The sequence below is a fragment of the Opitutia bacterium KCR 482 genome (assembly GCA_029269845.2).
In the GTDB taxonomy this organism is placed as follows: domain Bacteria; phylum Verrucomicrobiota; class Verrucomicrobiia; order Opitutales; family Intestinicryptomonadaceae; genus Merdousia.
This window is the reverse complement of record CP149973.1, coordinates 513,911-535,648: the sequence shown is the minus strand read 5'-3', so window position 1 is coordinate 535,648 and position 21,738 is coordinate 513,911. Positions and strand designations below refer to the sequence as shown.

At 57.8% G+C, this 21,738-nt stretch carries 17 protein-coding genes; 10 read left to right on the top strand and 7 right to left on the bottom strand.

What is annotated here, in order from left to right; translation table 11 throughout:
• Positions 1–33 precede the first annotated feature (33 nt).
• Complete coding sequence (gene panC / locus P3B99_002170) at positions 34–873, bottom strand: pantoate--beta-alanine ligase (GenBank protein ID WYJ07933.1); 840 nt, start codon at positions 871–873, stop codon at positions 34–36.
• Positions 874–956: 83 nt separating this feature from the next.
• On the opposite strand from panC, the gene P3B99_002165 reads away from it, so the two are divergent.
• The 3 genes from P3B99_002165 to pyrE are packed head-to-tail and all read left to right on the top strand — an operon-like array spanning position 957 to position 4,189.
• On the top strand, positions 957–2,201 hold the full coding sequence (locus P3B99_002165; GenBank protein ID WYJ07932.1) for an LL-diaminopimelate aminotransferase: 1,245 nt from the start codon (positions 957–959) through the stop codon (positions 2,199–2,201).
• A 54-nt stretch (positions 2,202–2,255) separates the two neighbouring features.
• Positions 2,256–3,107, top strand: a complete 852-nt coding sequence (purU, locus tag P3B99_002160; GenBank protein ID WYJ07931.1) for a formyltetrahydrofolate deformylase — start codon at positions 2,256–2,258, stop codon at positions 3,105–3,107.
• Between the two features lie 8 nt (positions 3,108–3,115).
• On the top strand, positions 3,116–4,189 hold the full coding sequence (gene pyrE / locus P3B99_002155; protein WYJ07930.1) for an orotate phosphoribosyltransferase: 1,074 nt from the start codon (positions 3,116–3,118) through the stop codon (positions 4,187–4,189).
• A 160-nt stretch (positions 4,190–4,349) separates the two neighbouring features.
• Here the strand turns inward: pyrE and P3B99_002150 are convergent, their stop codons facing one another.
• The 4 genes from P3B99_002150 to P3B99_002135 all read right to left on the bottom strand — a co-directional run bounded on the left by P3B99_002150 (position 4,350) and on the right by P3B99_002135 (position 11,422).
• A complete protein-coding gene (locus tag P3B99_002150; GenBank protein WYJ07929.1) occupies positions 4,350–4,931 on the bottom strand; it encodes a TetR/AcrR family transcriptional regulator in 582 nt (193 codons plus the stop codon).
• Positions 4,928–6,892 carry a squalene--hopene cyclase gene (gene shc, locus P3B99_002145; GenBank protein WYJ07928.1) on the bottom strand — a complete coding sequence of 655 codons (1,965 nt, stop codon included), beginning with the start codon at positions 6,890–6,892 and terminating at the stop codon, positions 4,928–4,930. The genes P3B99_002150 and shc overlap by 4 nt, the downstream gene beginning before the upstream one ends.
• 118 nt (positions 6,893–7,010) lie before the next feature.
• Positions 7,011–9,224 (bottom strand): Cache 3/Cache 2 fusion domain-containing protein, encoded by a 2,214-nt coding sequence (locus tag P3B99_002140; GenBank protein WYJ07927.1) that lies wholly within the window; start codon positions 9,222–9,224, stop codon positions 7,011–7,013.
• Positions 9,221–11,422 carry a methyl-accepting chemotaxis protein gene (locus P3B99_002135; GenBank protein WYJ07926.1) on the bottom strand — a complete coding sequence of 734 codons (2,202 nt, stop codon included), beginning with the start codon at positions 11,420–11,422 and terminating at the stop codon, positions 9,221–9,223. Before P3B99_002135 ends, P3B99_002140 begins: the two co-directional genes overlap by 4 nt.
• 208 nt (positions 11,423–11,630) lie before the next feature.
• Here P3B99_002135 and P3B99_002130 point away from each other — a divergent pair, with 208 nt between their 5' ends.
• Entirely contained in the window at positions 11,631–13,370 is a 1,740-nt protein-coding gene (locus tag P3B99_002130; protein ID WYJ07925.1) for an ABC transporter ATP-binding protein, read from the top strand.
• Here the strand turns inward: P3B99_002130 and P3B99_002125 are convergent.
• Positions 13,315–13,836 carry a hypothetical protein gene (locus P3B99_002125; protein ID WYJ07924.1) on the bottom strand — a complete coding sequence of 174 codons (522 nt, stop codon included), beginning with the start codon at positions 13,834–13,836 and terminating at the stop codon, positions 13,315–13,317. The genes P3B99_002130 and P3B99_002125 overlap by 56 nt on opposite strands.
• Here P3B99_002125 and P3B99_002120 point away from each other — a divergent pair.
• From P3B99_002120 to eutC, 6 genes are all read left to right on the top strand, one after another.
• The gene (locus tag P3B99_002120; GenBank protein WYJ07923.1) at positions 13,835–14,545 is read left to right on the top strand and encodes a hypothetical protein; all 711 of its coding nucleotides are present in this window, start codon (positions 13,835–13,837) and stop codon (positions 14,543–14,545) included. The genes P3B99_002125 and P3B99_002120 overlap by 2 nt on opposite strands.
• A gap of 74 nt (positions 14,546–14,619) precedes the next feature.
• The gene (locus P3B99_002115) at positions 14,620–15,657 is read left to right on the top strand and encodes a TRAP transporter substrate-binding protein (protein ID WYJ08436.1); all 1,038 of its coding nucleotides are present in this window, start codon (positions 14,620–14,622) and stop codon (positions 15,655–15,657) included.
• A gap of 88 nt (positions 15,658–15,745) precedes the next feature.
• Complete coding sequence (locus tag P3B99_002110; protein WYJ07922.1) at positions 15,746–16,342, top strand: TRAP transporter small permease subunit; 597 nt, start codon at positions 15,746–15,748, stop codon at positions 16,340–16,342.
• A gap of 1 nt (position 16,343) precedes the next feature.
• Positions 16,344–17,675: a TRAP transporter large permease subunit gene (locus tag P3B99_002105; GenBank protein WYJ07921.1), complete on the top strand. Its 1,332-nt coding sequence runs from the start codon at positions 16,344–16,346 to the stop codon at positions 17,673–17,675.
• A gap of 8 nt (positions 17,676–17,683) precedes the next feature.
• Positions 17,684–19,075: an ethanolamine ammonia-lyase subunit EutB gene (locus tag P3B99_002100; protein WYJ07920.1), complete on the top strand. Its 1,392-nt coding sequence runs from the start codon at positions 17,684–17,686 to the stop codon at positions 19,073–19,075.
• Complete coding sequence (gene eutC, locus P3B99_002095) at positions 19,056–19,898, top strand: ethanolamine ammonia-lyase subunit EutC (GenBank protein ID WYJ07919.1); 843 nt, start codon at positions 19,056–19,058, stop codon at positions 19,896–19,898. The genes P3B99_002100 and eutC overlap by 20 nt, the downstream gene beginning before the upstream one ends.
• A gap of 99 nt (positions 19,899–19,997) precedes the next feature.
• Here eutC and P3B99_002090 read toward each other — a convergent pair whose 3' ends face one another.
• On the bottom strand, positions 19,998–21,671 hold the full coding sequence (locus P3B99_002090; GenBank protein WYJ07918.1) for an FAD-dependent oxidoreductase: 1,674 nt from the start codon (positions 21,669–21,671) through the stop codon (positions 19,998–20,000).
• Positions 21,672–21,738 lie beyond the last annotated feature (67 nt).

Below are 21,738 nucleotides of genomic sequence, written 5' to 3'. Positions count from 1 at the left end.
CTGGTGTGTAAAGTGTTGTTGTTGTATTTCGCGCTAAACAACGATGTTGTCTATGAGGCGCGTCTGCCCATACCAGACCGCGAGCGAGATTCTGCACTTGCCTTTCGCAAGCTCCGAAACGGGCAGCGACGTTTTGGCGTCCACAATTTCCACATAGATTATGCGCGTTTTTGGGTCGGCCAGCGTGTTTATGACGAGAGCCTTGACTCTGTCGATGTTCGTGCAGCCCTCGTCGACGAGAGCCTTGCCCGCCAGCAGCGATTTCCTGATTCGCGTTGCGCCGTCGCGCTCCGCCTGCGTCATGTATTTGTTGCGCGAGCTGAGGGCGAGCCCGCTCTGTTCGCGGACAATCGGGGCGCGGACGATTTCGACGTCCATGAAGAGGTCGCGCACCATTCTTTCGATGATGGAGACCTGCTGGGCGTCCTTTTCGCCGAAAACGCCGAAGTCGGGCTTTACTATATTGAAGAGAATGCTTACAACAGTCGTCACGCCGCGGAAGTGTTTGGGGCGGCTTTTGCCGCAGAGGTTTTGGCTTATCTGCTCTTCCGAGACGAAGGTGGAGGCGTCGGGCGCGTATATGTCGGAGGGGGAGGGCGCGAAGACGACGTCGGCCGCGTGCTCCTCGCATTTTGCGACGTCGGCTTCGAGCTGGCGCGGGTATTTGTCGTAGTCTTCGTTCGGGCCGAACTGCGTGGGGTTGACGAAAACCGACACGACCACTACGTCCGCCAGCGATTTCGCCTTGTCGATGAGGCTCAAATGCCCGTCGTGCAGTGCGCCCATGGTGGGTACGAGCGCGATTTTTTTGCCTGCGGCTTTCGCGTTCGCGGAAAATTCCTTCATTTCTTTGGGAGAGCTTATTATTTTCATTGATTTTAGTCCTTCTCTCTTATTTCCTTTCATACTTGACACTTTTTTAAAAAAATCAACCCATTAAAAACAAGACGGATTCAATGAGCGACTCATACATTCAAAACCTCTTCGCCGAAAGAATCGGCGGCGCGAACTACGGCAAAAGCAATGCCATCTACAAGTTCGAGAAAATCAAACGCGCAAAGCGCGCCGCAAAGGCCGCGAAGCCCGACGTCGCGCTCATCGACATGGGCGTGGGCGAGCCCGACGAAATGGCTTTCCCCGAAGTGGTCGAAGCCCTCTACGCCGCCGCGAAAGACCCCGCAAACAGGGGCTATGCCGACAACGGCGGTCGCGACTTCAAGGTTGCCGCCGCGGGATACATGAAGGCGGTCTTCGGCGTCGAGCTTGACCCCGACACCGAAATCCTCCACTCGATAGGCTCGAAAGCCGCCCTCAGCATTCTGCCGAACTGCTTTGTGAACCCCGGCGACGTCGTCATCATGACGACCCCAGGCTATCCCGTTTTCGGCACGCATGCAAAATACCTCGGCGGCGAAGTCTACAACCTCAAACTTTCGGCGGAAAACAGCTTCCTGCCCGACCTCGATTCGATTCCCGCCGACGTTCTCAAACGCGCCAAGGCGATTGTCGTAAACTACCCCAACAACCCGACGGGCGCGAGCGCCACGCGCGAATTTTTCGAAAAGCTTGTGGCGTTTGCGAAGCGCAACAACATAATAGTGGTTTCCGACGCCGCGTACGCGTCGCTTACGTTCGACGGCAACGCGCTGTCGATTCTCCAAATAGAGGGCGCAAAGGACGTCGCGGTAGAGCTTCACTCGCTCTCGAAAAGCCACAACATGACGGGCTGGCGCATCGGCTGGGTCTGCGGGAATCCGCTAATCGTAAAGGCGTACGGCGATGTCAAGGACAATACGGACTCGGGACAGTTCCTCGGCATTCAGCTCGCGGCGGCAAAGGGTCTTGAAAATCCGTCGATAACCCGCGCGATTGCCGCCAAGTACTCGCGCAGAATGGATTTGCTTGTCGGCGTTCTCAAAAACCTCGGCTTCTCGCCGCGCAAGCCCAAGGCGGGATTCTTCCTCTATATGCCCGCGCCCAAGTCGGCAATCCAGCCCGACGGCTCGCGCACGGAGTTCAAGACCGGCGAGGACTTCTCGCAGTGGATGATTTCCGAGCACCTCATTAGCACCGTTCCGTGGGACGACGCAGGCGCGTTCGTCCGTTTCTCCGTAACTTTCGAAGCGCACGGAGAGGACGCCGAAAAGGCGGTAGTAGAGGAAATCGCCCGCCGCATGGGACGCTCGAAATTCGAGTTTTAACAAAACCGCGCCGCGCGCGCAAAGTCCGCGCGCCGCGCAAGCAAGTTTAGTGATATGTCAGAAGAAAGAATTGTTGCATTGTTGCACGGCCACGACCGCGCGGGCATAGTCGCCCGCGTGTCGGGCTGGATTTACGCCCGCGGCGGAAACATTCTCCACGCCGACCAGCACCGAGATCGTCAGGAGGGCATTTTCTTCCAGCGCGTCGAGTGGATTCCCGCGGGCGACGTAGACGAGGAAATGCGCCTGTTCAGGGAGTTCGCCGCGTCGGATTTGGAAATGGAGGCGTCGGTGCAGAAGTCGTCGGTGCGCCCGAAAATTGCGGTGATGGTCTCGAAATTCGAGCACTGTTTCAGCGACATCGTTTTGCGCTGCCGCTCTGGCGAGCTTCACTGCGACATCGCCTGCGTAATCTCGAACCACGAGGACTTGCGCGAAATGAGCGAAATGTTCGGACTGAAATTCCACTACACGCCGATTTCAAAAGAGACAAAGCCCGAAACCGAGGCCGAGCAAATGCGGATAATCCGCGAGAGCGGCGCGGAGCTTGTCGTGATGGCTCGCTACATGCAGATTCTAAGCGGCGATTTCATCGACAACGTGGGGTGCCCCGTCATCAATATCCACCACAGCTTCCTGCCCGCGTTCGCGGGCGCAAAGCCCTACCACAAGGCGTACGCCCGCGGCGTAAAGCTCATAGGCGCAACCGCGCACTACGCCACGAAGGATTTGGACGAAGGCCCTATTATCGCGCAGTCGGTAGCTCCCGTCAACCACCGCAACAGCGTGGAGGATTTGATGCGCAAGGGGCGCGAGCTTGAACGCTCGGTTCTCGCCGACGCCGTAAGGTGGCACATCGAGGGGCGCATTCTCGCCTACAAAAACAAGACCGTAATCTTCGACTGATTTTCGAAATGGAGAAGCTTCCGTTTAAAATCAGCGTGCTTGTTTTCGTCCGAAACGCGGACGGAAAGTTCCTGCTTATCCGCCGCGCGAAGGAGCCGAACAAAGATTGCTGGAGTCCGATTGGCGGCAAGCTCGAAATGGCGGACGGCGAGTCGCCGTTTGAATGCGCAATCCGCGAAACGCGCGAGGAAATCGGGCTTGAATTGGAGGCGTCCGACCTCCACCTGTTCTCGATGACGAGCGAGCGCGGCTACGAGGGCAGCGCGCACTGGCTGATGTTCCTTTTCGAGTGCAAAAAGCGTCTCGAAAAGCTCCCGCCAGACATCGGCGAGGGCGGCTTCGCGTTTTTCGACTACTCCGAAATTCGGGGCGGAAAAATCAAAATTCCCGAAACCGACAAAAAACTTCTCTGGGACGTCCGCGAAAGATTTTGCGACGGCGGCATGGCGGTTCTCCGCGCCGATTGCTCGCGGGCGGGCGAACTCTCCTGGACTTTCGAACAGACTATAAAACCTATGAACGACAACGAAAAAATTCTCGAAATATTCAGGGACACCGGCGCGCTCATGGAGGGGCATTTTATCCTCCGCAGCGGCCTCCACAGCGGACATTTCTTCCAGTGCGCGCGCGTTTGCGAGCACATGGACAGAGTGTCGGAGCTTGTGGCAATGCTCGCAAAGAAACTCGCGGGCGTTGAATGCGACACCGTTCTCGCCCCCGCGATGGGCGGGCTTGTGCTCGGTCAGGAAGTCGCAAGACAGCTCGGCAAGCGTTTCATCTTCGCGGAAAAGCAGGACGGCAACCTCGTTCTGCGCCGCAACTTCAAAATCGGCGACGGCGAGAAAATCCTGATTGTGGAAGATGTAATCACGCGCGGCGGACGCGTTCAGGAATGCATCGACATCGTCAAGGCGAACGGCGGCAAGCCCGCGGCGGTCGCGGTTCTTGTCGATAGAAGCGAGGGCAAGGCGAAGTTCGAAGTGCCCTGCGTGAGCCTCCTCGAATTTTCGTTCCCGACCTACGCGCCCGACGCGATTCCCGCCGAGCTTGCGTCGATTCCCGCGTGCCACCCCGGCTCGTAGAAAAACGCGCAAAAAATCCGCAACCGCCTGCGAACCGCGCCCGAAAACGGGACGGGCAAAGCAAGGCCGGTTGCGGATTTTTTTGTTTCGGTAAAACGCTTCGCGCAGCGGCTGCGGGGCAGGGCGCGTTTCGTTCCGCCCGCTCTCGGCGCTGATTGCGCTACGCCGAAACGAGCTTGTAGAATGTGCCGATGTCGTCGAGGATTCGCGCAAGATTTACGCGGTTCGACGCGTTGTCCTGCACATGGGCGCAGCGGCTCCAAATGTCGGTAAAAACGCGTTCGACAAATTCGGCGGAAATCCCCTTTTTTATTTCGGAATTTTTTACGGCGTTCTCCGCTATTGCCCGCAGCTCGAGCATTTTCGAGCGCATGTAGCGTCTGAAACGCGGCTCGTTGCGGAGGGCGTCGAAGTACATTACGTTGTAGTCGAACACCGAAAGCTCCCTGCCGAGCGAGCGCGACAGCCCTAAGATTATGCGCTCCATGTTTTGCGAAATCACTTCGAGAAGCTCTTTGAGCGACGCTTTTCCCGCGTCGAATCTTTCGGGGAAAAAGCGTTCGTAGTAGTAGAGCTTGCACGCCTCGAAGAGCAGATCGCGCTTCGAGGGGAAGTAGCGGTATGGCAGGCTTCGGGTGATTTCGAGCGCCTTTGTGATGTCGCCTATCGAAACGCCGTTGTAGCCGTTTTTTACGAGCAGCGCGAACGCCGTTTCGAGTATTTTTCCCTTCGTGTCCTTCATTGTATTTCGCGCGAGAGTGCCATAATCGGGAAGTAATGGCAATAATAACCGTAGCGCAGCATGAATCCACGCGACAGCTCCTTGCCCTGCGGAAGCGGCGCGCCGTTGCGCAAATCGACTTTCGCGCCCAGCCCGTATCCGGGGAAGCCCGTCCCCGTGTACTCGGCCTCAACCCAAGTTCCGTCGGGGGTCTGCGTGTTTTTGAGGTAGTCCAAGCCCCTGCGGATATTTTCGCCGTAGGGCGTTTCGAACGACATCAGCGCAATCAACGCCCACGCCGTCTGCGAGGCGGTCGAGCCGCTTTTGCTGCGAGGCTGCATGTAGGTGGAAGCCCGCTCGCCCCAGCCGCCGTCGGGGTTCTGCCTGCCCGCAAGCCAGTCCGCCGCGCGTTTGATTTCGGGCGACGAGTACTCGAAGCCCGCGGCTTTGAGCGCGGTCATCGCGCACCAAGTGCCGTAGATATAGTTGATTCCCCAGCGGCCGAACCACGAGCCGTCGTCCTCCTGCTCGCCGAGAATGAATTTTATGCCGCGCGAGACGCACTCGCAGTCTTTTGAATAGCCGCATTTGAGCAGGGCCTCCACGACGTGCGCGCTGACGTCTACGCTCGGGGGGTCCAGCACTTCGCCGAAGTCGCAGAACGGGATTTTCGTCACAAGCTCGGTTGTGTTGTCGCGGTCGAAGGCCGCCCAGCCGCCGTTTTTCGACTGCATTGCGACAATCCATTTCGCCGCGCGCCCGATGGCTTCCGAAATTTTCGCGGCGCGCGGATCCGACTTCGGCAGGGCGTCGCGGTATTTCAGGAGTGCGACAATCGCGACCGCGGTGTCGTCGATGTCGGGGTAGAATTTGTTTGCCCGCTGGAACGACCACCCGCTCGGCTTGACTCCGCGCCCGACGGTTTCGGACCAGTCGCCGTAGTAGCGGTTTTCGTTTTCGAGCAGGTAGTCGACGGCTTTCGAAAGTCGGGAGTCTGAAACGCTCGCGCGGGCGTCGAGCAGGGCGTTTACGGCAAGCATTGTGTCCCACACGGGGCTTTCGCTCGCCTTTATGCGCGTGCCTTTTTCCGTCTGCTCCGTCCAGTGCAAATTGACGGCGTTGACGGCTTTTGCCATGTTTTCCTGCGTTTGCGGATAGCCCAGAATGTGCATCGCAATTATGCCGTAAATCCACGGCGGCTGGATTCCGCCCCAAAAGCCGTCGTCGTCCTGATGCTCTATAATCCAGTCCATGGCGTCTTTGATTGCGCGTTTGCGCAGGGCGGAGTCGCCCGATTTGTCGTTGAAGAAATGGAAGATTTTGTCGGCGGCGAGGAATATTTTTTTAGTCGAAAACTTTTCGCCGTCGTCGGTTTTCCGCATTTCGTAGGCGGTTTCACGCCCGACGGGGAAAAGCTCGTCTATTCTAAGCTCCGGCGCGAGCGTCTTGACGGGTTTTTTTGACGTCACCACGCAAAGCGGCATGATTGTCGCCCGCGCCCACGCCGCAAAGCGATATATGTTGAATGGAAACCATTTCGGAAAGTAGATTATTTCGGGCGGAAGCGCGGGCGTTTTAGACCAGTCCCATTCGCCGAAAAGCGCGAGCCAGTATTTTGTGAACACCCTCACGTGCTTGTACCACTCGTATTTCAGCAGCCATTCCCGCGCCGCCGCCATGCGCGGGTCGTCCTTTGGGAAGCCGAAAATGCGCAGCGCGTAGTAGCATTCGAGCGTCGTGTTGACGTCGCCGTTTTCCGCGCCGTAGTAGACGTCCCAGCTGCCGTCGTGGCGTTGCGAGTTCAAAATGTATTCTATGATTCCCGCGTTTTTTCCGCTTTCGATTCCGCAGAATTTGCACGCCATCAGCCACTGCGCCTCCATGCAGCAGTTTGTTTCGAGGTGCGCGTTCCAGTAGCCTTCGGGGAGTTGGCGTTCGAAAAGCCAGTCGGACGCCTTTTGCATGTGCGATTTTTCTTCCATATTGCGCGGATAAAAAAGAACACTCGTTCACTCGTCAAGAAAAAAAGTGAACATGTGTTCACTTGCGCCCGCGGGCGCGGTTTCGCGTTCGCTTCTTTTTCGTCTTTTTTTGCGTCCGCTACTTTTTGCGGATTACCGCGAAGCTCGAAACCTTTGCCGCAAGAGCCTCCGACGTGCGTGAAATGGACACCGTGGTTTCCCTGAGAGCGTCGACCTGCGCGCGGGTTTTCTCGCCAAGTTCCGCGAGCGACTGCGTTTGCGAGGCGATAGCGCCCGCGTTTTTCTCCTGCCCCGAAACGTCCTCCGCGAGCGACTCGAACTTCGGGCCAAGCTCCGCAATCTGCCCCTCCGCCGACTCGAGGTTGTCGTGAACTTTGCTTATCATTTCGGAGTTCGATTTCATTCTTGCGGCGAAGTCGTCCATGTCGCCCACGCCGAGGTTTACGGAGTCGTCCATTTCGGCGACCATGCGCGAGACGTTCATTGCCGCGACCGCCGTGCGGTCGGCAAGTCGCGTGATTTCCGCCGACACCGCCGCGAAGCCGCCGTTTGCGTCCGCCGCGCGTTCCGCCTCAATCGAGGCGTTGAGCGAAAGCATGTTCGTGCGCTCGCTGACCGCGTTGATTGTGGACATTGCCGCGAGAATGCGCTCGGTCTTGTCCTTTATGACCGCAAGCCTCGCCGAAACGGAGTCCGCCGCGCCGAGCAGAATTGCCGCGTTTTCGTTGAGCCTGCCGAGCAGGTTGCCGCCGTCGCTCATGATTTCGAGCGACGCCTCTATGTTTTTTGCCGCGTCGAGCGCGTCGGCGTTGAGCAGCGACGCCGAGTTTGAAATTGAGTCTATCGTGCCGAGAATGTCGGAGAGCCTTTCCGCCCTCGCGCTTGTGGTCTTTGCTATGTCCTCCGCGCCCGACGAGATTTTCGCCGCGCTTTGGGCGAGGTTTTCGCCTGCGTCCTGAACTTTTGCCACGAGCTTCGAGATGTTTGCCGACATTGTGTCGAGCGCGAGCGACAGCCTGAAAATTTCCGAGTTGCTCCACTGGCGCGGGTCGGCAAGTTCCGCAAGTTCCGCCTGCGCGGCGGGAATGTCGCCGCCTTTGATTTCCCCGATTGCGCGTTTTAGCCCGTCCACCATTTGGACGCCGCGCACACCCGCAAGCCACGCCGCAAAGCCCGCAAAGAAGAGCATCGCAAGACCGACGGGCACGAGCATGAAGACGAAGTTTCGCGCGGAGGCGTCTATTCTTTCCACCCCCGCGGCGTAGTCGTTCCTGTACCCGCTCGACCCTATCACGAGGTTCCACGGCTTGAAATATGTGTAGGCGGTTATGAGGTCGGTGAGGCTGCGCTCCGCTCCCGACTTGTAGTCGCGCACGGTGATTTTTTCGCCCTGCGCGACGGCGGAGGCTATGATTTCGAGCGTCGCCTCGCGCCGTTCCCTGAACGTGTCTCCCTCGACGATGAAGCCGTTGCGCTTGCCGTCGCGCGAAATCCTCACAACCGACTCGCCGCGCCCGACAAGCTCTATTGCCCAGACGTAGCCCGTGTTGCCTATTCTTATGTTTTCGAAATATTTTAGCAGGTACGCAATCGACGCCTGCGGGCGTCCGAACGCCACCGCCCCGATAACGTCGCCGTACTGGTCTATGATTGGCTCGTAGTTTGCGATGAAGTTGACCGCCCCCCCGCGCGAAATTCCCGAAAACGCCTTGCGGGCAAGCAGTGTGCGGACAATCGCGCCGTCGTCGTAGCCGCCGTTTGCGGGAATGTATGTGCCCACAAAGGGCGTTCCCTCGGCGTCGAGCGCGGTCGATGCTATGCGCAGCATGTTGCCGTCGGCGTCGATTTTTTGGAGTATCGCGAAGTCAAGCCCCGTCTCGGTTTTAAGCTGTTCGAGGATTTCCGCGGCGCGTCCCGACGCCCTTTCGAGCGAGCCGTCGGGCGACATCTTCAAGACTATTTCGCTGTTGCCGAAAGCCATTGCGGGAATTTCCGCCGTCTTGAATTCCGTCGGCGTCATTTGCGACGCCACGCGGATTTTCGCCTTTTTGTCGAGCAGTTTCGGAAAGCCGATATTCCAGAGGCGTTCGCGGACGGCGTCCCGCGCCTTGTCGTCTTCGTCGAGCTGCGTGCGGCGGATTATTTTGCAAATCCGCACGGTGTCTTCCACAATTTGGCGCGTCGCGCGCGCGCCGATTTTGTCGAATTCGGAGTTTACGATTTCCCTGATGTCGCTGTTCATCATCAGCACGAGAAGCCCGATGACGATTACCGGAAGCGCGGAAAGCCCCACGGAGAAAGCCGCGAGCGTCTTTTTCAGCGGAATTTTCATTTTCGCGCAACGCCTCCTTCCCCCGCGGTTTTGAAGCGCGAAACTTCGTCGAGAAGCGAGTCGCTCGTGGCGTCGAGCGAGCTTGTCGCCGACTTGAATTCGAAGACGGTGTCGCGCATGCGTTCCGAATTTGCGGAAAGCTCCGTCATAGTTTCGCTGATTCTGCGCGCGCTGTCCGACATGCCCGCGATGCGCCCCGCGATGTTTTCGAACTTCGGACCGACGCCCTCGATGTCGCCCACGACCCTCGAAAGCGAGTCCGCCGTTTCCAGAATGATTTTAAGGCTCTGGCGCATGCTCGCCCCGAACCTGTCCATTTCCATCACGCCCGAATTTACCGCCGACTGCATCTGCCTTACGGCGTTTTCGATGTCGGAAGCCGCTTTCGAGGTTTTGTCGGCGAGCCTGCGTATCTGCCGCGCCACTACCGCGAAGCCAAGCCCGACTTCCCCCGCTTTTTCCGCCTCTATCGAGGCGTTGAGCGAAAGCAGGTTCGTGCGCTTGTTGATTTCGCCGATTGCCGTGACCACCGCCGTGATTTTTTCGGCGTTGCCGTTGATTACCGAGAGCCTTTCGGCGACGTTTTCCGTCGCGGCGAAAAGCGCGTCGTAGTTGCGTTTTAGAAGCAGCAGGTTGTCGCCGCCTTCGCGGCTGCTGTCGAGCGTTTTGCGCACCCGCGCCGCCGACGAACGCGCCGCCCTGTTGATTGCGTCCGCCGAAAACGAAATCGATTTCCCCGTCGCCGCGACGCGCCTCATCGACGCCACCTCCGAATGCGAGATTGATTCGAGCGACCGCGCAAGCTCCGAAATCTGCACTGCGCCGTCGGCTACGTATTCGCCGTCGTCGCGTATCGATTTTATCAAATCGGAAAGCCCGATTGTCATGTCGTAGATTGCGAGAATCAGGCTGTCGAACTCGGCGATTCTCGCGCCGCCCCTGTCGCGGTAGGCGGCAAGTTCGGACTCCGCCGCCGCCATGTTCCCGCGCGAGTGGTGCCGCGCCACGCGGCGCAGAATTTTCAGCGGCCTCGACATCTGCGACGCCAAAATCCACGAAATCCCGATTGCCAAAACCGTGAACACCGCGCCGACGTAGACTATCGTTTTCGAAAACGAGTCTATCTGCGAGAGCAGGGCGGTTTCGCTGCCCGAAAATTCGTCGGCGTCGAGCGAAGTTCCGATTATGCGCTTCCACGGCTTGTAGTTTGTGTAGGTTACAAGCCTTACGATGTCGCGCCGCCTGTCTTTCGAGGGAATGTTTACGGTTTCCACTCCTATTTCGCCGTCGCGCAGGTTTTGGCTCTTTTCTATAATCTGGCGCAGGAAGGCGCGGCGGGCATCGATGGGGTCGTCCTCGATTTTTCCCGCCGCGGAGTTGTCGCGCGAGACGGTGAGCGCGGGCGACGACGGGTCCGAAATGTCGATAACCCACACCGAGCCGGTTTCGCCCACGTTCGAGTTTTGCAGGTATTTTTCAAGCTCCGCCACCGCCGGCATCGGCGAGCCGAACACGGCAACCGCGCCTATTTGGCCGTCGTCGCGTTCGAGCGGAACGCAGTTTGCCGAGTAGTGCTCCGAGTTGATTTTTACAAGCCCGCCCGCGGGGCTTTTTGTTTCCAGCGTCTTTGCGAACAGCGCGCCCAGCCCGCCGCCGTCTTTTGGCGACACCGTGCCGCCGGCATAGCTTTCGCCCGTGGGGTAGGTCAGGGTGCTTGCAACGTTTACAAAAAAGTCAGACTCCGGAATCGGCGAGTATACCGAGATGTCGCAAAACAGCCGCGCTTTGAGCGATTCGAGCAGCTTGGGGAGCTTTCCGTCGAAGTCGTCGGGCGAGATTTCGTCGTTCCCCATTCTTATCAGCCGCGCCGCCACAATCTGCTTGGCTTCGGGCGATTCCAGCGGGAACACCGAAAACGACGTCGGCTTGCTTGCGACGGAGATTTTGCCGAGCTTGCCGATTTCCTCCGAGATTATGCTTTTTGCCGCCTCCGTCGCGACGTCGTCGGAGATTTCGATTACGTCGCACATTTGGCGGATGTCCACCGTCGCCTGACGCGCGGCTTCGAGGGCGGCGGCGCGGAATTCGGAGTTCGCGGTTTTTACGATGTCCGAGCCCATCAGCGCGATGAAGGCGAACATGGCGACCGCGGGGACGACCGTAACGGAAATCCCCAGCCCCAGCAAAGACGACTTCATCGAAGCTTTCATACTCCGAGACAGCGTAGCAAAGCGGCGTTCCGTTTCAAGCCGATTTTTACGCCGTGTCCCCTCAAAACCGTCCCGCGGTTTTTGCGCCGCCTTGCGAATGCGCCATCGCTTTGTTCGGGCTGTGCGCCGCGCCCGCGCATGCGTAAAAACTTGACTAATCGGGCGGATTTTACGAAAAATCCAAAGCTTATTTTCCATGAAAAAACTTCTCAGATTCAAAGTATACGTCAAGCCGTGCCTGCCGCAGCTCGTGGCGGCGGTGATTTTCGGCGCGTTGTTCGGCGCGTGCAGCGGCTTCGGCATGCCCGTTATTTTCGACAAGGTTCTCCGCAAAATCTTCATGGAGAAAACCGTCGAGGAGCAGTCGCTCTGGTACATTTTCGGAATCGCAATGCTGCTGCCGACGATTTTCGCGCTGAGGGCAATCTTCGGCTACCTCAGCGGATATTTGATGACCTATTCGTCGCTCGAAATTCTGCGGACTCTCAAAGGCGACATTTTCCGCAGAATCCAGAGCTACCCAATCGCGTTCTTCGACAAGTTCACCACGGGCGATCTCCTTACGCGCCTTACAAGCGACACCGTCTCCGTCCAGAATGTCCTGCTTTCGTTCTCCTCGGAGATATTCAGGCAGCCCTTGCAGGTTGTGGGCGCGTTGGGCTATCTGCTTTATCTTTGCTGTACGAAAGGGCAGGTTGTGTTTCTTCTCGTGTTCTTGGTGGCTGTGCCGTTTTGCATTCTGCCCGTCCAGATGATACGCAAAAACATGAAGCTCTACGCGGGCAAGGCACAGGTGAAGCTAAGCGACATGGCGCAGCTCTTCGGCGAAAACCTCGACGCCGCGCACGAAGTCAGGGTCTTCGCCCTCCAACAGCCGCAGATAAAAAAGTTCGACAACATGAACGGCGAGGTCAAATGGTACTCGCTTAAAATGGCGAAGTTCGAGCTTATGCAGCAGCCGTTCATGGAGTTCCTCGCGGCTACGATGGTTTCGATAACTTTCGTCTACGCGTATTTCGGCGACATCGACTTCCCGACCTTTTCGGCAATCGGCATCGCGCTCTATTTCACAATCGACCCCATTAAGAGAATAGCGCGAATGTTTACCGACTTCGTGAAAATCATGCCGCTTGTCGAACGCCTCTCCGCCGTGCTCGACTACCGGACGACCGTTCCCGAACCCGCAAACCCCGTGAAAATCGGGCGCGTACGCGGCGAACTGCGCTTCGAAAACGTCGAATTTGCGTACAACAACAAGACCGTTCTCAAAGGCGTGAACATCGTGATTCCCGCAGGCACGAGCTGCGCGCTCGTCGGCGAAAGCGGCGCGGGCAAGAGCACGTTCGCGCGGCTTGCGATGCGTTTGTACGATCCCGTCTCAGGCTCGGTGAAAATCGACGGCGTCGATTTGCGCGACATTGCTTCCGCCGATTTCGTCGAAAATCTCGGCAGCGTTCCGCAGTATCCCGTTTTGTTCAACGACACTGTCTACAACAACATTCTCGCCGCGCGCCCCGACGCCACTCGCGACGAAGTCATAGCGGCCGCAAAGACCGCCTATGCGCACGAGTTCATCGAAAGCCTCGACGACGGCTACGAAACGGTCGTCGGCGAGCGCGGCGACAGGCTCTCCGGCGGGCAGAAACAGCGCATCGCGCTCGCCCGCGTGTTCCTGAAAAATCCGCCGTTCATCGTGCTCGACGAGGCTACCTCCGCGCTCGACGTCAACAGCGAGGCGTTCATTCAGAAGGCGGTAGACTCCCTCATGCGCGACAGAACCATGCTAATCATCGCGCACCGTTTCAGCACAATCCGCAACGTCCGCATGATAATTGTTTTCAAGGACGGCGCGATAGTGGACTACGGCACGCACTCCGAGCTTATCGACCGCTGCCCCGAATACCGCAGGCTCTACGAGAAGCAGGCGGCGAAATAGCGAAGCCGCGCGGCTTCCGAATTTCGCCAAGCCGTTTTCCAATTTCAGCCGAGCGGCTTCCGCGCTTTTTAGCTCTCCGAAAATTTCGGGGAGCTTTTTTTTGCGCCCGCGCGACTGCGTTTTGCGCGGGCGCGCGGGCGTGGTTCGGCGCGGTTTTACAAATTTGTAGTTTGCGCATACGAAAATGTTGCGGTCGGTTTTGCCCGCATGCCGCCGCGAATCGGCGTTTTCGCGCCATGTTTTTGATTTTTAGCGTCTTTGCGCGCGTCCCAAAAACTGGCACGCCTTCTGCTGTATGGGTTTTGTGTTCGTCGAGGCTCGGCGGACGCGCAATACAAACATCAAACGAAAAAACTATGGCAAACAAAATTACAGCATTGACCTGCGCATTGACAATCGCCGCCGCGTCCGCATTTGCGGCCGGCGCTTCAACACCCGAAAAGGAAATAAATTCGCTTTCCGACATGCAGGTTGCAAGCGATGTCCTTTCCAAATTCTCGGCGTCCGCGTCCGTCGGATACGAGAGCGAGTTCATTTTCAGGGGAAAACAGCTTGCCGGCTCGGTAGTTTGCCCCGAAGTGGACATCGCCTACGACATCGGCGCGGGCTTCGGCGCGTACATCGGCTGGTGGGGCTGCTATTCGACCGACGGCGCGGGATACGGCGAGAACGACCTCTACGCGGGCGCGACGTATTCAATCGAAAACTTCACCGTAGATTTCGGCTACACTGCGTACACGTATCCGTCGTCGGGTTCGACCGTCGAGAACGAGCTTAAACTTTCGCTCAGCTACGACACTTCCGAATTTCTCGGCGATTTCGCGGTGTCTCCGTACGTCAGCGGCTTCTACAACCTGACATATTCGGGCACTGTATTAGAGGCGGGGCTTTCGTATTCCGCGCCAATCACAAAATGGGTTCTCGGCGAAAACTGGGGCACGATAGACTTGGCGGCGTTCGGCGGATATGCCGACTACATCGGCGGAATGACCGAAGTCGGCGGCTACGCCTACGCTGGCTTCTCGGCGGGCGCGACGGTTGCCGTAAGCGACTACTGGAAACTCTCCGCGGGCGTGCGCTATGCGTGCAATAACGACTCCGACGGCGGCTACGCGGCTGTCGCGGGCAAGGAAAACAACATCTGGTTCGGCGTGGGTACGTCGATAGGCTTCTAATTTACTCCTAAAAACGAAAGGACAATAAAATGAACGAAAACATCGCAAGGAACTCGGTCGCGTCCGCTGGACGTATGAACAAGAGGAGCTTTCTCAAAAAGCTCGGAGTCGGGGCGGCGGCGGCATTCGGCGCTCCGTATGTAATGGGCGCGTCTAAAAAGCCCATTCGGTGGAGGTTGCAGACATACGCGAGCACCGCGCTCGGGGCGCACGTAATCAAGCCCGCGGTTGACGCTTTCAACAAAATAGCGGGCAGCGAGATGAAAATCGAGCTGTACTACGCCGACCAACTCGTTCCGACGAGCGAGCTTTTCAGCGCGCTCCAACAAGGCACTCTCGACTGCGTGCAAAGCGACGACGATTCCATGGGCTCTCCCGCCGACGTCGCGCCGTTCAGCGCGTACTTCCCGCTTGCGACCCGCTATTCGCTCGACGTTCCCGCGCTCTTCAACGAGTTCGGACTCGGCAAGATCTGGGCGGATTCCTACAACGACGTCAAAAACGTAACGTGGCTAAGCTCCGGCTCGTGGGATCCCTGCAACTTCATCACAAAAGAGCCGATTCGCTCGCTCGCCGACATCAAGGGCAAAAAGCTCTACACGTTCCCGACGGCGGGCAGGTTTCTGTCGCGCTTCGGAATCGTCCCGATTACAATTCCCGTCGAGGACATCGAAATGGCGTTGCGCACGGGCGAGCTTGACGGCGTCGTGTGGTGCGGCATCACCGAGGCGTACACGGTAGGCTGGGCGAACGCCACAAAATACTTCCTCACAAACAACATTTCGGGCGCGTGGATTGGCTCGTTTGTCGCCAACAGCAAGTCCTGGGCGAAAGTGCCCCCGCACTTGCAGGAGCTGTTCAAGCTGTGCATGGATTCATCGCACTACTACCGCCAATACTGGTACTGGGCGGGCGAGGCGAACCTGCGCGTCAACGGCGGCAAGCTCAAGCTCACCACGATTCCCGAAAACGAATGGAAGAGCGTCGAGGACGGCGCGCTCAAATTCTGGGACGAGATAGTCGCAAAGGGCACTCCGCGCCAGAAGGAGGTCGTCAAGATTTTCAGGGACTACAACGCGATGATGGAAAAGGCAGGCTCGCCGTACCGCTAAACCGCGTTTTTTCAAAACCGTCGGGCGCGTTCCCTCCCAAGCGGGCGGGACGCGCCCCGATGCGTAAAACTACAAACATTCCGACTTTATGATTATCAGAAGAACGAGATTCGACGATTTCGACGACTGGCTTGAAACCGTGGACTGGAAGAAGGTAAAGGAAAACACGGGCGCTCCCATGATGAAGCTTATCCGCCTTTACATTCGTTCGGTCGGAAAATTCAGCGAGTTCGTCGGCGAGGGCGCGATGTACCTGCTTTTGGCGATGATGGGCATACTTTTATATTCCATTATCACCAACGCAATGCACCACCCCGTGATATGGGTAATGGAGATGTCGCAGTTTACGATGGCGGCATATTATATTTTGGGTGGCGCAAGCAGCCTCAAACACGGAATACACGTCCGCATGGACTTTTTGTACGAGCGGTGGAAGCCGCGCACAAAGGCAATCGTGGACGTCTTCACCGTGTTTTTCCTGCTGTTCTACCTCTACATAATGGTGAAGGGCGGCTGGGACAGTTCGGCGTTCGCGCTCGAATTCGACCAGCGCAACCACAGCGTTTGGAAGCCGCCGATGGCTCCAATCAAGATTGTCATGACCGCGGGTATGGCGTTGATGTTCCTGCAAGCCGTAGCCGAGCTTTTGAAGGATTTTTGCAGGGCAATAGGAAGGAAGTATTGATATGAGTCTCTCTCCCGAAATTATTATTCTGCTGATGTTCTCCACGCTCATGCTCCTTATGCTCACGGGGCAAAGGGTATTTGCGGCGATGGGGTTTGTCGGCGTCGCGGCGGCGTTGTTCCTCTGGGGCGACGGCAGCTCGGCGATAGGTTTCAACGCGGCAATCAAGCTATTCAACTGGTATCCCATGCTGACGCTGCCGATGTTCGTTTTCATGGGCTTCATGCTGTCGGAATCGGGCATCGCAAACGACATGTACTACATGTTCCACGTCTGGATGGGCTCGCTCAGGGGCGGGCTTGCCGTGGGAACTCTGCTTGTGATGGTTCTGATTTCGTGCATGAACGGTTTGAGCGTCGCGGGCATGGCAATCGGTTGCAGCGTCGCGCTGCCCGAACTTTTGAAGCGCAACTACGACAAGCGCATGATTAGCGGACTCATTCAGGCGGGCAGCTCGCTCGGCATTCTGATTCCGCCGAGCATTGTGCTTGTCCTCTACGGCATGATTGCCCGCCAACCCGTAAGCCAACTGTGGCTGGCGGGTGTGGGACCTGGGCTGTTGATGACAGCGCTTTTCCTCGCCTACATTCTCATCAGGTGCAGGCTTAACCCGAAGATGGGCCCGATTCTCCCGAAGGAGGAGCGCAACTTCTCGATGAAGGAAAAGCTCAGGGTTTTGAGCGCGGGCATTATCCCGCTTCTTCTGATATTTTCGGTCATCGGATCGTTCTTCTTCGGGCTTACGAGCCTTGTCGAAAGCTCGGCGTTCGGCGCGTTTGCGGCGTTCGTGGTGGCGTTGTGCCGCCGCAGGCTGACGTGGAAAATCTTCAAGAAGATTCTGCGCGAAACCCTCGACAACTCGGCGATGTTCATGTGGGTCATGATGGCGGCTCTCGCGTTTGCGGCGGTCTTCGACGGACTCGGAGCGGTTCGCGCCCTCGAAGGCTTGTTCCTCAACGACTGGGGGCTTTCGCCGTGGCAAGTGCTGCTGCTCATGCAACTGTCTTTCGTGATACTCGGCATTTTCCTCGACGACACCGCGATGCTCGTAATCGTAGCCCCGCTGTACATACCGCTTGTGATGAAGCTCGGCTTCAACCCGATATGGTTCGGGATTCTCTACACAATCACCTGCCAAATAGCGTACATCACGCCGCCGTTCGGATACAATCTGTTCCTTATGCGCGCGATGTCCCCGAAGAGCATAACAATCCGCGACATTTACGCGTCGATTATTCCGTTCGTCGGTCTCATGCTGCTTGCGCTGGTTCTGATTATGATATTCCCGCAAATCGCGCTGTGGCTGCCGTCGCTGTTCAACACCAAGATGTAGAGCTTGCCATGAAGAAAACTTGGAGTATATGCACGGGCGGAAAGACGCACAATTTCCGCTCGTTGAAAGAGTTGACGGCAAAGGCGTCGCCCGCGAGGTCGGGCGACGTTCTTGCGGGGATTGCCGCCGCCGACTACGAGGAGCGCGTGGCGGCGCAGATGTGCCTTGCCGACGTTCCCCTTTCCCTGTTTCTCGAAGAGCCTCTGGTTCCCTACGACGAGGACGAGATAACGCGGCTGATTCTCGACCGCCACGACAAAAAGGCGTTCGAGCCGGTTTCGTCGCTTACCGTCGGCGAGTTCCGCGACTGGCTTCTGCGCTACGAGACCGACGGAGAAACGCTCGAAAAGCTCACATGGGGGCTTACGCCAGAGATGGTCGCGGCGGTGTCGAAAATCATGGGCAATCAGGATTTGATACTCGTTGCGTCGAAGCGCAGGGTGGTTTCGAAGTTCAGGGACACGCTCGGGCTTAAAGGCAGGTTTTCCTCGCGCCTGCAACCCAACGATCCGTCGGACGACCTCAAAGCGATAGCCTCGGGCATTCTCGACGGGCTTCTGTACGGCAGCGGCGACGCGGTAATCGGCATAAACCCCGCCACCGACAGCGTCCCCGCGATGACCGAAATCCTCAAACTCATCGACGAGCTTGTGCACCGCTACGAAATCCCCACGCAGTCTTGCGTGCTTTCGCACATAACCAACGCGATAGCCGCCATGGAGCGCGGCGCGCCCGTAGATTTGGTTTTCCAGTCGATTGCGGGCACGGAAATCGCCAACAAAAATTTCGGCATAAACCTCTCGCTTATCCGCGAGGCGCACGAGGCCGCTCTCTCCCTCCGCAGGGGCACTGTCGGCGACAACGTGATGTACTTCGAGACGGGGCAGGGGTCGGCTCTCTCCGCCGAGGGAAACTGGGACGTTGACATGCAGACGTGCGAGGCCCGCGCCTACGCCGTCGCCCGCGAGTTCCGCCCGCTTCTTGTAAACACCGTCGTCGGCTTTATCGGGCCCGAATATCTCTACGACGGCAAGCAGATTATCCGCGCCGGTCTTGAAGACCATTTTTGCGGCAAGCTTCTCGGGCTCCCCATGGGCTGCGACATCTGCTACACGAACCACGCCGAGGCGGATCAGGACGACATGGACACGCTCCTTACGCTCCTCGCCGCCGCGGGGCTGAACTACGCCATGGGTATTCCCGGTTGCGACGACGTCATGCTGGGCTACCAGACGACGTCGTTCCACGACATTCTCTACGCCCGCCAGCTGCTGGGCTTGCGCCCCGCGCCCGAATTCGAGGCGTGGCTCGAAAAGATGAAAATTTTCCGCGACAACAAAGTTTTGCAAGTCGGCGGAAGCAACAAATTTCTAAACGACTATGAACACGCCATCGACTGACATTTCCGAAGTTCCCCTCCGCGCGAATTCGCTTCCCAACGCAATTGGCGGCGCAGATCCGTGGGTCGGGCTTCAAAAATACACTTCCGCGCGAATCGGCATAGGACGCGCGGGCGGCAGCCAGCGCACGCCGTCGCTTCTCGATTTCCGCCTTGCGCACGCCCGCGCGCGCGACGCTGTTCACGCGCAGTTCTTTCCCGAAAAAATCGCCGAAAAGCTCGAAAAGGCGGGCTTCGAAAGCGTCGTTTTGCACACGACGGTTTCCGACAAGCGGACGTATCTTATGAACCCCGACGCCGGGCGGAGGCTTTGCGAAGAGTCCCGCGCCGCGCTCGCCGAACTCGCCCCGAAATGGGGACGCCGCGACCTCGCGGTCGTCGTCTCCGACGGGCTTTCGGCGACCGCCGCAAACGCCCATGCCTCCGACACCGCAATCGCGCTGTTCAAATACCTGCCCAAGGAGAACTGGTCGGCGTACCCCGTGTTCATCGTTCCCTACGCCCGCGTGAAAATTCAGGACGACATCAACGAAATCCTCGGCGCGAGGCACACGATTATCCTTGTCGGCGAACGCCCCGGTCTCGGCTCGCCCGACAGCCTGAGCGCGTATTTCACATACCGCTCGAAGTGGGCTAGCGTGGAGTCCGACAGAAACTGCATTTCGAATATCCGCCCGTCGGGCATGCCGATAGACTTGGCGGCGCGGAAGCTTTCCCTGCTGATGGAGGAGTCGCGCGCGCGCGGAATAAGCGGCACCGCGCTGAAAGACGACATCGACATGTCCGCGCTGGAATCCGACTCCGCCGCCGCGCTGTCGGAGTAGGGCGCGGTTCGGCGGCGCGGCGCAGGGCTTGGCGTGCGTGTCCGCAAAAAAACCGCCCGAAATTTCGGGCGGTCGCAAGCCGTTATTTGCCGACGCTTTTTAGCGTTTTTTGGGCAGCCACAAAACCTGCTTTTCCTTGACGAGGGTGTCGCGAAGGTCGTCCATGTCGGCGTCCTGAACTGCGATGTCCCTGTTTATGCACTGTTCGGCGGCGGCGGCGGCGGAATGCCCCAGCACCATGAATACGGGTTCCATTCTAAGCGAGCCGTACGCGATGTGCGAAGCCGAAACCGCGCATGTCACGAACAGGTTTTGGCAGTCTTCCTTGCGCGGGACAATCACGCCGTAGGAAATCTGGTAAGGTCCCGACGCGCGGATTGATCTCTGCACGTCGCCCTCGTTTTGCACAAAGCCGTCTTCGTCTACGAAGCGCGAAGTGTTGTGCGAGTCGAGCGTGTACGAGCCCATGCCGATAGGTTCGGGCGAAATCTTGGTGTTCTGGCAGTCGTGCTGGGTGAGGACATATTCGCCGACCATGCGGCGGGCCTCGCGAATGTACATGTAGAACGGCCAGTTGCCCGTGTCGGCAAATTCGTCCTTGGGGAGTCCGAGTTTTTCGATTGCCTGCCTGAATTTTTTGGGCGTGCGCGGGTCGGTCTTCCAGAAGTGGAAGAGTCCGAGTGTGTAGTCTTTGTGCGCCTTTGCGATTTTCGCGCGTTCCTCGTAGGACGCTTCGGGATAGTTGTAGTTTTCGCCGATGAAGTCGGTCGAGAACGCCATTTTGTTGTTAATGTCGGTCTTGCCGTTGGGCATTTTCGAAATGATGAGCGGGAAGGCTTCGGGGTCTGCCTCGAACCAGCGTCCGCACAGCTCGTAGTCGGCGGCGTTGTAGTTTTCGGGCACGGGCAAATCGACCCTGTTGGGGGCGTAGTCGGTAAAGCAGAGGCGGTAGTTGTACGCCTGAACGCGCCTGTCGGCCGAGCCGTCTTTGGGCGGTTTTTCTCCCGAAACGTATTTGAGCAGTCCGCTTTTTTTGTCGCCCTTGATTTTATAGGGGTCGACTTTTGCGGTGAAGTAGTGCCCGTTTTGGCGGAGCGTGCCGCGGTATCCGTTGAAGTCTTCGCCGTACTGGGCGTTGCTTTCGCGGCCTACGGTGTATTTGCAGCCCGCCGCCGCCATGAGGTCGCCCTCGAACGTAGCGTCGATGAACATTTTTGCGCGGTACTTTTTGCCGCTGAGCGTAGTGATTGACTTTATCTTTTTGCCGACCTTTTCGACTCCGTTTTCGCGGTCGAGATATTCGCCGCGGTGCACGGCGATTTCGGGGTGTTCTGCGAGCCAGTTTTTAAACACTGTAAGCGCTATGCGCGGCTCGAAAATCCACATGGTTTTGTCGTGGTCTCTGATTGCCTTTGTGCCCTGTCCGTACCCCTTGAATTCGGAGCGTTTTTCGGCGTACCAGTTGGAATCCTTTTGGTATTCTGCGTAGACGCGCTTGTAGAATTCGAGCGAAAGCCCGCCGATTGCCGCCGTGTTGCCGGAGTCCGTCATTCCCAGACCCGAACTCGACATCGCGCCGAGGTTGGTGTCGGGCGAGACAAGAAACACTTTCTTGCCCGACTGCGCCGCCCTTATCGCCGAGACAACCGCTCCCGACGTTCCGCCGTAAACGACGATGTCGGCGTCGTAGCATTCCTTCTTTTCCTCCGCATTTGCCGAAAGCGCAAAAAGCGGGCACACCAATCCTATCAATAACTTTTTATAAATGTTCATGACTTTATTTTACGGGGGCGGATTTAGCTGTCAAACAAATTGTAAATTTATTGCGCAAAAAATCCCG

Excerpts from the sequence above, each read along its gene's own strand:
- P3B99_002150 (WYJ07929.1), bottom strand. The coding sequence starts at position 4,931 with ATGAAGGACACGAAGGGAAAAATACTCGAAACGGCGTTCGCGCTGCTC.
- P3B99_002120 (WYJ07923.1), top strand. The coding sequence starts at position 13,835 with ATGCAGGTTGCAAGCGATGTCCTTTCCAAATTCTCGGCGTCCGCGTCC.
- P3B99_002140 (WYJ07927.1), bottom strand. The coding sequence starts at position 9,224 with ATGAAAATTCCGCTGAAAAAGACGCTCGCGGCTTTCTCCGTGGGGCTT.
- P3B99_002115 (WYJ08436.1), top strand. The coding sequence starts at position 14,620 with ATGAACAAGAGGAGCTTTCTCAAAAAGCTCGGAGTCGGGGCGGCGGCG.
- panC (WYJ07933.1), bottom strand. The coding sequence starts at position 873 with ATGAAAATAATAAGCTCTCCCAAAGAAATGAAGGAATTTTCCGCGAAC.
- eutC (WYJ07919.1), top strand. The coding sequence starts at position 19,056 with ATGAACACGCCATCGACTGACATTTCCGAAGTTCCCCTCCGCGCGAAT.
- P3B99_002165 (WYJ07932.1), top strand. The coding sequence starts at position 957 with ATGAGCGACTCATACATTCAAAACCTCTTCGCCGAAAGAATCGGCGGC.
- P3B99_002090 (WYJ07918.1), bottom strand. The coding sequence starts at position 21,671 with ATGAACATTTATAAAAAGTTATTGATAGGATTGGTGTGCCCGCTTTTT.
- P3B99_002130 (WYJ07925.1), top strand. The coding sequence starts at position 11,631 with ATGAAAAAACTTCTCAGATTCAAAGTATACGTCAAGCCGTGCCTGCCG.
- P3B99_002125 (WYJ07924.1), bottom strand. The coding sequence starts at position 13,836 with ATGTCGGAAAGCGAATTTATTTCCTTTTCGGGTGTTGAAGCGCCGGCC.
- P3B99_002105 (WYJ07921.1), top strand. The coding sequence starts at position 16,344 with ATGAGTCTCTCTCCCGAAATTATTATTCTGCTGATGTTCTCCACGCTC.
- purU (WYJ07931.1), top strand. The coding sequence starts at position 2,256 with ATGTCAGAAGAAAGAATTGTTGCATTGTTGCACGGCCACGACCGCGCG.
- P3B99_002100 (WYJ07920.1), top strand. The coding sequence starts at position 17,684 with ATGAAGAAAACTTGGAGTATATGCACGGGCGGAAAGACGCACAATTTC.
- pyrE (WYJ07930.1), top strand. The coding sequence starts at position 3,116 with ATGGAGAAGCTTCCGTTTAAAATCAGCGTGCTTGTTTTCGTCCGAAAC.
- shc (WYJ07928.1), bottom strand. The coding sequence starts at position 6,892 with ATGGAAGAAAAATCGCACATGCAAAAGGCGTCCGACTGGCTTTTCGAA.
- P3B99_002110 (WYJ07922.1), top strand. The coding sequence starts at position 15,746 with ATGATTATCAGAAGAACGAGATTCGACGATTTCGACGACTGGCTTGAA.
- P3B99_002135 (WYJ07926.1), bottom strand. The coding sequence starts at position 11,422 with ATGAAGTCGTCTTTGCTGGGGCTGGGGATTTCCGTTACGGTCGTCCCC.